This is a genomic window from Streptomyces sp. NPDC031340 (assembly GCF_055569945.1).
On record NZ_JBVIIE010000014.1, the window covers coordinates 173,809 to 183,521 of the forward strand.

6 protein-coding genes and 1 pseudogene are annotated in these 9,713 nt (G+C 71.8%); 4 read left to right on the top strand and 3 right to left on the bottom strand.

Annotation, left to right across the window (positions count from 1 at the left end; all coding sequences use genetic code 11):
• Positions 1 to 78 precede the first annotated feature (78 nt).
• Complete coding sequence (locus tag ACZ5GT_RS13720) at positions 79 to 3,531, bottom strand: SCO5717 family growth-regulating ATPase (RefSeq protein WP_469020780.1); 3,453 nt, start codon at positions 3,529 to 3,531, stop codon at positions 79 to 81.
• Between the two features lie 438 nt (positions 3,532 to 3,969).
• Between ACZ5GT_RS13720 and ACZ5GT_RS13725 the strand changes: the two genes are divergently transcribed.
• Positions 3,970 to 5,466, top strand: coding sequence for an outer membrane protein assembly factor BamB family protein (locus ACZ5GT_RS13725; protein ID WP_469020787.1), 1,497 nt, complete (start codon positions 3,970 to 3,972; stop codon positions 5,464 to 5,466).
• A gap of 123 nt (positions 5,467 to 5,589) precedes the next feature.
• Here the strand turns inward: ACZ5GT_RS13725 and ACZ5GT_RS13730 are convergent, their stop codons facing one another.
• Positions 5,590 to 5,883: a DUF397 domain-containing protein gene (locus ACZ5GT_RS13730; RefSeq protein WP_324790270.1), complete on the bottom strand. Its 294-nt coding sequence runs from the start codon at positions 5,881 to 5,883 to the stop codon at positions 5,590 to 5,592.
• A gap of 265 nt (positions 5,884 to 6,148) precedes the next feature.
• Here ACZ5GT_RS13730 and rpsO point away from each other — a divergent pair, with 265 nt between their 5' ends.
• Both rpsO and ACZ5GT_RS13740 read left to right on the top strand, forming a co-directional pair.
• Positions 6,149 to 6,436, top strand: coding sequence for a 30S ribosomal protein S15 (gene rpsO / locus ACZ5GT_RS13735; protein ID WP_030041128.1), 288 nt, complete (start codon positions 6,149 to 6,151; stop codon positions 6,434 to 6,436).
• A gap of 369 nt (positions 6,437 to 6,805) precedes the next feature.
• Complete coding sequence (locus ACZ5GT_RS13740) at positions 6,806 to 9,040, top strand: polyribonucleotide nucleotidyltransferase (RefSeq protein WP_469020798.1); 2,235 nt, start codon at positions 6,806 to 6,808, stop codon at positions 9,038 to 9,040.
• A gap of 74 nt (positions 9,041 to 9,114) precedes the next feature.
• On the opposite strand, the gene ACZ5GT_RS13745 is transcribed toward ACZ5GT_RS13740, so the two are convergent.
• Entirely contained in the window at positions 9,115 to 9,399 is a 285-nt protein-coding gene (locus ACZ5GT_RS13745) for a GlsB/YeaQ/YmgE family stress response membrane protein (RefSeq protein ID WP_004933101.1), read from the bottom strand.
• Positions 9,400 to 9,562: 163 nt separating this feature from the next.
• Here ACZ5GT_RS13745 and ACZ5GT_RS13750 point away from each other — a divergent pair.
• A pseudogene (locus ACZ5GT_RS13750) lies at positions 9,563 to 9,713 on the top strand (DUF3099 domain-containing protein); the annotation flags it as partial.

A 9,713-nucleotide genomic window follows, 5' to 3' on the forward strand; every position in this document is an offset into this window, starting at 1 on the left:
CCGCCGCTGTGACGCCGAAGGGCGGCCGGTGCCCCATGGGCACCGGCCGCCCTTCCTTTGCTCCCGGCTGCTGCCGGCCTACTGCTGGGGCGGCGGAGGCGGGTTCTGCCCGTCCGGCTGCTGCGGTTGCTGCTGTTGCGGGTAGCCGTAACCGGGCTGGGGCTGGGGCTGGGGCTGGGGCTGGGGCGGCGAGGGCTGCTGGTAGGGCTGCCCCGGCTGCGGGTAGGCCGGCTGGCCGGGCTGCGCCTGCGGGTAAGGCTGGGCCTGCGGGTACGGCTGACCCGGGGCGTACGGCTGACCGGGGGCGTACGGCTGCCCGGGCTGGGGCGGCTGCGGTTGCGGCTGCTGGTGCTGCGGTTGCGGCTGCGGTGCCTGCGGGTAGGGGACCTGCTGCCCGGGGATGGGCTGCCCGGGGACGGGCTGCCCGGGGACGGGCTGACCCGGGGCGTACGGCTGAGCGGGCATGGGCTGCCCCGGGACCTGCTGGCCCGGCTGGGGGAGCGGCTGGCCGGGGAACTGGCCCGGCAGCGGCGGTGCGGCAACCGGCGGCGGGTTGCCGTCGGAGGTCCACAGACCGTGCGACTGCTGGTGCCGGACGAAGTCCTCGGCGACCATCGCCGCGAGGTTGAAGTACGCCTCCCTGACCTTCGGCCGCATCATGTCGAGATCGACCTCGGCACCGGCGGAGAGGTGCTCGTCGAAGGGCACCACGACCACCCCCCGGCACCGCGTCTCGAAGTGCGACACGATGTCCTCGACCTTGATCATCTTCCCGGTCTCGCGGACGCCCGAGATCACGGTGATGGAGCGCGAGACGAGGTCCGAGTAGCCGTGCGCGGACAGCCAGTCCAGCGTCGTGCTGGCACTGCTCGCCCCGTCCACCGAAGGCGTCGAGATGATGATCAGCTGGTCGGCGAGGTCGAGCACGCCGCGCATGGCGCTGTAGAGCAGACCGGTGCCGGAGTCGGTCAGGATGATCGGGTACTGCCTGCCGAGCACGTCGATCGCGCGCCGGTAGTCCTCGTCGTTGAACGTCGTGGACACGGCCGGGTCCACGTCGTTGGCGATGATCTCCAGCCCGGACGGCGCCTGGGAGGTGAACCGGCGGATGTCCATGTAGGAGTTGAGGTACGGGATCGCCTGGACGAGGTCACGGATGGTGGCCCCGGTCTCACGGCGCACCCGGCGGCCGAGCGTGCCGGCGTCCGGGTTGGCGTCGATCGCGAGGATCTTGTCCTGGCGCTCGGTGGCGAGCGTCGAGCCGAGGGCGGTGGTCGTGGTCGTCTTGCCCACACCGCCCTTGAGGCTGATGACGGCGATCCGGTAGCAGGAGAGCACGGGCGTCCGGATCAGCTCCAGCTTCCGCTGCCGCTCGGCCTCCTCCTTCTTCCCGCCGATCTTGAACCGGGACGACGCGGCGGTCGGCCGCCCGCTCTTCGCCTTCTGCTTCTTGTTGTTCAGCAGCCGGTCGGACGACAGCTCCACGGCCGCGGTGTAACCCAGCGGCGCGGCACCGGGGTTGGTGGGCTGCCGCTGGTCGTGCCGAATGGGCTGCGGCCACGCGGTCCCGGCCCGGGGGTCGACGGGCGGCTGGGGCATCTGGGGCGCCTGCGGAGCCTGCGGGGGCACGCCCTGCGGAGGCACCCCAGGCTGGGGCTGGGGCTGGACCGCGGGGGCCTGGGGGAAGCCGTAGCCGCCCGGGGTGTCGGGCGCGGGGGCCGGTGCGCCGGGGTGGGGGAAGCCGTAGCCGTCCTGCGGTGCGGGGGCAGGCGCCGGAGGGCCGGCCGGGTGCTGGGCAAAGGGCTGCGGGGGAGCGGGGGCCGGTGCGGGCCCGGGCGCGGGCATGCCGGGGTGGGGGAAGCCGTAGCCGTCCTGCGGTGCCGGAGGCTGCGGGACAGCGGGGGCCGGTGCTCCCTGGTGCGGGAAGCCGTAACCGTCCGGTGCCTGCGGGGCAGGCGCGGGCGGCGGCTGCTGGGGCCAGGCCGCCGGGGCGGGCTGCGGAGCCTGCGGCTGGAACGGCTGCGGCGGCACGGGCTGCTGGCCCTCGGCGGGCGACGGCTGCGGTTGCGGCTGCGCGGGCGCCGGCGGTTCCGCCGGTTGCGGCTGCGGCTGCGCCGGCCACTGGGCCGCCGGTGCCGGAGCGGCCGGCTGGTACGACGGCGGCAACGGCGGCAGCCCGGCCTGCGGCGCCGGGGCGGGCGCGGGAGCCGCGACCGGGGGCGCGTCCTGCGGGGCGTCCTGCGGGGCGTCCTGCGGGGCGTCCGGCACGGCCGGAACGGCGTCCTGGGGCCCGCCGTCCTGATGAGGCCCGGCGTCCGCGGGCACGACGTCGGAGGGCTCGGCGTCAGCGATCACCGCGTCCGAAGGATCAGCGTCCGACTGCCCGGCCTCCGCAGTCACGACGTCGGAGGGCTCGGCCACCTCGGACACGCTGTCCTCGGGCTCCGCTTCCCCGTCGGCGTCTGCCTCGACGTCGGCTTCTACCTCCGCCTCTTCCTCTTCCTCGGCCTCGGGCTCTTCCTCGACCTCGACCTCCGCCTCGGCGTCGCCCGGAGCGGTGTCCTCCGCCGCACCCTCGGGCCGGGCGTCCTCGGCCTCCGACGTACCCGAGGGGCCGCCGAACTCGCCGTCGTCCTCACCGGACGTCTCATCCGCCGGGCTCTCCGCGACCGCCTCCTCGGCCGGCTCGGGCTCCGACATCGGATCCGGTTCCGGCCTCGGCGTCGGCGTGGCAACGACCGCGGCGTCGGCGTGCTCCGCCACCTCCCGCTTCACCGAGACGGCGGAGATCCGCATGGTGGCGCCGCTCTCCAGGTCACCGTTCCCGGACTCCGCCGCGACCTGCGGTTCAGGCTGCGGCGGCTGCGGGAGCTGCGGCTCGAATCCACTGCCTACCGGAAGCCTCGGGACCGCGACGGGAGCGCCGACCGGCGGCGCGGGCGGGGCAGGAGGCGCGGGCGGCGTGAACGGAGCACCGGGCGCGGGAGCCGGCGGCGTGAAGGGAGCCCCGGGCGCGGGCGGCGGAGGCGTGAACGGTGCCCCCGGAGCCGGAGCCGGAGCCGGAGCCGGAGCCGGAGCCGGAGCCGGAGCCGGAGCCGCAGTAGGCGGCGGCGGAACGGGCGCGGGCCCCGCGACCGGCGGCCGGGGATTCACATGAGCCGGCGGGGTCAGCCCGGGCAACGACGACAGCGAGAACCCGGAGGGCGAGCCGGCCGCGGCAGCGGGCACCCCGGAACCGGCATCAGTACCGGCACCGGCGCCGCCGGAAGCCGCGTCGGCCCCCTGCCCCGGACCCTGCCCCGGACCCTGCCCCGGACCCTGTGCGGCCCTGGACTCCTGGGACGACGGCCCCGAAGTCTCCGCGGCCCGGGAACCGGAGCCGGAACCCCCGGAGGCGTTCTGCGTGTACCAGGCGGGCGGCGCGTAGTCGATGGTGAACTCGCCCGTCGTCTCGATGGAGGATTCCGCGTCGGGCTGGTCATCGCCGGGTGTGGCCCAGCCCCCGCGGATCCCGTCCCGATCGCTGCTCACAGTTCCTCCTGGTGTGGTCGAGCACCCGCATGCCGTGCTGGGGCGACCATTGCTTGTCGTCCTGAGTCGTTCTTCGAGGTCGTCCGACGCACCGGCTCTCCCCCTGGGACGTCACCGCCGGGTCCACGGGTTCTGGCGACGCGCCCCGTCCCAGCCTAATCACCACAAGCCCCGCCCCGGCAGGCCTGTCTGTCTCCGAGCGCCTGCCCACTGCGTCACAGCCTGCCCGTAAGTGCCTTGTGCATCCCGCGTATTGGTGAACAAAGCAGTGGATGTACTGGAATGGACCGCCCGGATGCCCAACAGGCCACGACCGCAGATCCGTTCACGCCGCAGTCGGCGACGTACCTCCTCCCCGTCGCGCACGGGCCGGCAGGCATAGTAGGGCCGCTCCGAGCCGTTTCCCTGACTGCACCCGACCGAAAAGGACTTCTTCGCGTGAGCTTCGGCCCACCTCCCTCGATCTACACCCAGTCCACACTCGCGGCCGACCGCGTGCGCAGGCGCCGCCGTCTCCAACTCCTGGGCGCACTGGCGGCCGTCGTGGCCGTCGTCGGCTGCGTGGGCGGCTGGCTCGCGTTCTCCGGCGGCGGCACCCCGGACCGCCGTACCCCGGTCGCCGCCGTCCAGAAACCGGACGAGATCAGGGACACGGTGGAGAAGGACCCCGTCTCGCCCGAGGGCCAACCGGTGGTCGAGCACAAGGAGGCGGACCTCGCCGCGAACTCCGACACCAACCCCCGCTACGCCCCCGGAACCTGGGCCACCAAGAAGATCCTCGCCAAGGGCGTCGCCAACCGCATCGAGGGCTACCGCGTCGAGCCGGGCTACGACGACATCGCCTGGAAGCTGAAGTTGAGCGGCCACCTGTGCGCCACCAGCCGCCATGTCACCGCCGACGGCCGCACCGCGGTCGTCGTCCAGCCGGCGAAGCCCGCGGGAGCGAAGACGAAGGGCGTCTGCGACCAGGTGGTCTTCGTCGACCTCGACACGGGCAAGAAGCTGTGGCAGGCCAAGATGCCGAAGGCCGAGTCCGCCTTCGTGACGAACACCAACCTGACTCTGACCGAGGGCGTCGTCGCCGTCGCCTGGGGCCAGGGCTCGGTCGCGTACGACATGAAGACCGGCAAGCAGCTGTGGAACAGCACCAGCGTCTCCCGGTGCGAGGACAAGGGCTTCGCCGGCGGCGGCGCGCTGCTCGCGCTGGAGGCCTGCGGTCCCCTGCCCGACACCCGGTACCGGGTGCAGAGGCTCGACCCGCGCACCGGCCGGGCCGAGTGGACGTACCGGCTCGCGGCCGGGGTACAGGACGTCTACCTCCCCTCCTCCGACCCGCCGGTCCTGGCCGTGGCGGCCGGCGACAGCCTGGTCACCGACCTCATCACGCTGGACGACCACGGCAAGCACCTCGCCACGATCTCGACGAGCGGCTACGACCCCAAGTGCGAGGACCGCTACTTCGGGGCGGGGTACTTCGGCGTGGTGGAGAACTGCGACGGCGTGGTCGCGGGCCGCACCCAGGTGTACGTCCTGAGCAAGGAGAACTTCGACGCCGGCCAGGCGCCGGACTGGATCGTGGCGTTCGACCGGAAGACCGGCCGGACCGCCGGCAAGTTCGAGGGACGCAACAGGCAGATGGTGTATCCGCTGCGGATGAGCGGCGACGACCTGCTGATCTACCGCCGCAGCGGCGACCCCGTCCAGCCCGCGGCCGTGGTGCGCTGGGATCCTCGTACGGACAAGGAGACCCCGCTCCTGCTGTTCCAGCTGCCGGAGGACGAGGAGTACGACCTCAGCGACCCGGAACAGTCGGACATGGTCTACGAGCAGGGCCGGATGTTCTTCGCCAAGCGCGAGCTGGTCCGGGACGACAAGACCCCGAAGGACCCGGTACTGCTGGCCCTCGGCATCGGCAGCGCCGGCCTCAAGCACTGAGACCGGCCGAGGCCGGTGAACCGAGGCTGAAGAACCGGGGCCTGGCCGGCAGACACGGAAGAGGGGCGGCACCCACCTGTGCCGCCCCTCGTCGCAACTCGTCGACGCCCGTGCGTCCCGCCCTCACTCCGCGGCGGGTTCCCCGCTCCCCGGCGCCGGCTCCAGGTCGAACTCCCCGTCCCGGGCGCCGAGCACGAAGGCCCGCCACTCCGCCTCGGTGTACCGCAGCACGGTGTCCGGGTCGAGCGAGGAGCGCATGGCCACGGCCCCGTCGGGAAGGTACGCGATCTCGACCCGCTCCTCGTGCTCCTCCGTGCCCGGCGCGCTGTGCCACTCCACACCGGAGATGTCGAGGGCGTAGAGCTCGTCCCGCTCGCGTTCCTTGCGCGCCTTGATCTCCTGCTCCGTCTCCGCCATCCCGCAGCGACCCCTTCCCTACGTTACGTAACGGTCCCGCTCACCCTAGTGGCCTCGCGGGCCCGCCCAGGGCGGTTCGGTGACCGCGGTCAGGAGGCCCGCCACCTCCTGGTACCCTGAGTGACGGCCGTTCGTGTACGCGCCCCCGGAGCCCATCGCCCTGGAGGCCGCGCCCAGCGGATCCCCGCCTCCCGAGTAACGGAAGCTCCCCCGAGAAGTGGACCGGGGGCACTCGGTGGCCGTTCACAGACCATGAGGAGTACGCGTGTCGCTCGACGCCGCTACGAAGAAGCAGATCATCTCCGAGTTCGGTACCAAGGAGGGCGACACCGGCTCCCCCGAGGTCCAGGTCGCCATGCTCTCGCGTCGGATCTCCGACCTGACGGAGCACCTCAAGACCCACAAGCACGACCACCACTCCCGCCGTGGCCTGCTGATCCTCGTCGGTCAGCGCCGCCGCCTGCTGCAGTACCTGGCGAAGAAGGACATCCAGCGCTTCCGTGCGCTGGTCGACCGCCTCGGCATCCGCCGCGGTGCGGCGGGCGCCAAGTAAGACGCCGTGAAGGGGAGCGGTTCCCGGAGGATCGGGACCGCTCCCTTTGCCGTAGGTACGGAAACCTTCACCGTACGTGCGGAAACGTGCGGAGTGTCACCCGCGCTTTGTAGTGTGGTAGCAAAACGCACAACGCAGGACGCACAACGCAGGACACGCAACGTGTGACGCGCAACGCGCGACGCACGACGTACGACACAGCGAGAAGCGCACCTCGCCGCCGCCGGTCCTCGGTAGTGGCCCCCGGGCGTGAGCCCCGGGTGCTTCGATCGAAGACCGGCCCGCACCAGACGGCGCGCTTCTCCGTGACGGTCCCCCTGCCACACGGGCAGGCGGGACAAAAGACGAAAAGTATCGGAGAAAACGCTAGTGGAGAACGAAACCCACTACGCCGAAGCCGTCATCGACAACGGTTCCTTCGGCACCCGCACCATCCGCTTCGAGACGGGCCGCCTGGCCAGGCAGGCCGCCGGCTCCGCCGTGGCGTACCTGGACGACGACACCATGGTGCTGTCGGCCACCACCGCGTCGAAGAACCCCAAGGACCAGCTCGACTTCTTCCCGCTGACGGTGGACGTCGAGGAGCGGATGTACGCCGCCGGCAAGATCCCCGGCAGCTTCTTCCGTCGTGAGGGCCGGCCGAGCGAGGACGCGATCCTCACCTGCCGCCTCATCGACCGCCCGCTGCGCCCGTCCTTCAAGAAGGGCCTGCGCAACGAGATCCAGGTCGTCGCCACGATCATGGCCCTCAACCCCGACCACCTGTACGACGTCGTGGCGATCAACGCCGCCTCCGCGTCCACGCAGCTGGCCGGCCTGCCCTTCTCCGGCCCGATCGGCGGCGTCCGCGTCGCGCTGATCCGCGGTCAGTGGGTCGCCTTCCCGACGCACACCGAGCTCGAGGACGCCGTCTTCGACATGGTCGTCGCGGGCCGCGTCCTGGAGGACGGCGACGTCGCGATCATGATGGTCGAGGCCGAGGCCACCGAGAAGACCATCCAGCTGGTCAAGGGCGGCGCCGAGGCGCCCACCGAGGAGGTCGTCGCCGCCGGTCTGGACGCCGCGAAGCCCTTCATCAAGGTGCTGTGCAAGGCCCAGGCCGACCTCGCCGCGAAGGCCGCCAAGCCGACCGCCGAGTTCCCGATCTTCCTCGACCACCAGGACGACGTCCTGGAGGCGCTGGCCGCCGCGGTCAAGCCCGAGCTCGCCCAGGCGCTCACCATCGCCGGCAAGCAGGAGCGCGAGGCCGAGCTGGACCGCGTCAAGACCCTCGCCGCCGAGAAGCTCCTGCCGGAGTTCGAGGGCCGCGAGAAGGAGATCTCCGCCGCGTACCGCTCGCTGACCAAGTCCCTGGTCCGCGAGCGCGTCATCAAGGAGAAGAAGCGCATCGACGGCCGCGGTGTCACCGACATCCGCACCCTGGCCGCCGAGGTCGAGGCCATCCCGCGGGTCCACGGCTCCGCCCTGTTCGAGCGTGGCGAGACCCAGATCCTGGGCGTCACCACCCTCAACATGCTGCGCATGGAGCAGCAGCTGGACACCCTCTCCCCGGTGACCCGCAAGCGCTACATGCACAACTACAACTTCCCGCCGTACTCCACCGGCGAGACCGGCCGCGTCGGCTCCCCCAAGCGCCGCGAGATCGGCCACGGCGCCCTCGCCGAGCGCGCCCTGGTGCCGGTCCTGCCGACGCGCGAGGAGTTCCCCTACGCGATCCGTCAGGTCTCCGAGGCCCTCGGCTCCAACGGCTCGACGTCCATGGGCTCGGTCTGCGCCTCCACCATGTCGCTGCTGAACGCCGGTGTGCCGCTGAAGGCCCCCGTCGCCGGCATCGCCATGGGCCTGATCTCCCAGGAGATCGACGGCGAGACGCACTACGTCACCCTCACCGACATCCTCGGTGCGGAGGACGCCTTCGGCGACATGGACTTCAAGGTCGCCGGCACCAAGGAGTTCGTGACCGCCCTCCAGCTCGACACCAAGCTGGACGGCATCCCGGCCTCCGTCCTGGCCGCCGCCCTGAAGCAGGCGCGCGACGCCCGCCTCCACATCCTCGACGTGATGATGGAAGCGATCGACACGCCGGACGAGATGTCCCCCAACGCGCCGCGGATCATCACCGTCAAGATCCCGGTCGACAAGATCGGTGAGGTCATCGGCCCCAAGGGCAAGATGATCAACCAGATCCAGGAGGACACCGGCGCCGAGATCACCATCGAGGACGACGGCACGATCTACATCGGCGCCGCCGACGGCCCCGCCGCGGAGGCCGCCCGCGCCACGATCAACGGCATCGCCAACCCGACGATGCCCGAGGTCGGCGAGCGCTACCTCGGCACGGTCGTGAAGACGACCACCTTCGGCGCGTTCGTCTCCCTGCTGCCCGGCAAGGACGGCCTGCTGCACATCTCGCAGATCCGCAAGCTGGCCGGCGGCAAGCGCGTGGAGAACGTCGAGGACGTGCTCGGCGTGGGCCAGAAGGTCCAGGTCGAGATCGCCGAGATCGACTCCCGCGGCAAGCTCTCCCTGATCCCCGTGATCGAGGGCGAGGGCGACTCCGACAACGGCACCGACGAGACCAAGAAGGACGACGCCGACCAGTGACGTCCCGTGGCTCCGAGGGGGGGGGGGGGGGGGGGCCCCACCCCCCCCCCCCCCCCTTCGGCGCCCCGGGGGTGTCAGGCCCGTTGCTGCTCGTGCCGCTTGCGCTTCATCGAGGTGTACAGCATGTCCACGATGAAGACGATGACGATCGCCGCGCCCAGCTGGAAGATGTGCCGGCCCCAGTCGAAGCCGGGGGTCTCCTCGATCCCGAAGCCCCGCGCCATCGAGTTGCCCACGATGGCGCCGAGGATGCCGCAGATGGTGGTCAGCCACAGGGGACTGTGCTGCTTGCCGGGAATCACCGCTTTGGCGATCAACCCCAGCACGAAGCCCACGATGATCGCCCACAACCAGCCCATGACTGCCTCCTCGTACGGCTTGACGCGAGCATTACGGCCAGTGTCGGGCCGGACGCGGTACGCCGCATGTCGGACAAGCCCTGCGCGCCGCGGCGCGGCCCCGGTGTCCCACGGGCGTGCCGACCCGCCCTCGTGACGGGCGCGGACGCGGCGTAACGTGGACATGTTCGGACCCGGCGGCACGGAGCGGGCCACGGACGGTCAGGTACGGGCAAGTCCCGATGCGGGCGGACGGTGGAATGTGATGCGGAAGCAGCATGGCGGCGGCAGCGTCCAGGTGTTCCGGATCACCGGCGCGCGGACGGGTCTGCAGG

Excerpts from the sequence above, each read along its gene's own strand:
- ACZ5GT_RS13730 (WP_324790270.1), bottom strand. The coding sequence starts at position 5,883 with ATGGCGGAGACGGAGCAGGAGATCAAGGCGCGCAAGGAACGCGAGCGG.
- ACZ5GT_RS13745 (WP_004933101.1), bottom strand. The coding sequence starts at position 9,399 with ATGGGCTGGTTGTGGGCGATCATCGTGGGCTTCGTGCTGGGGTTGATC.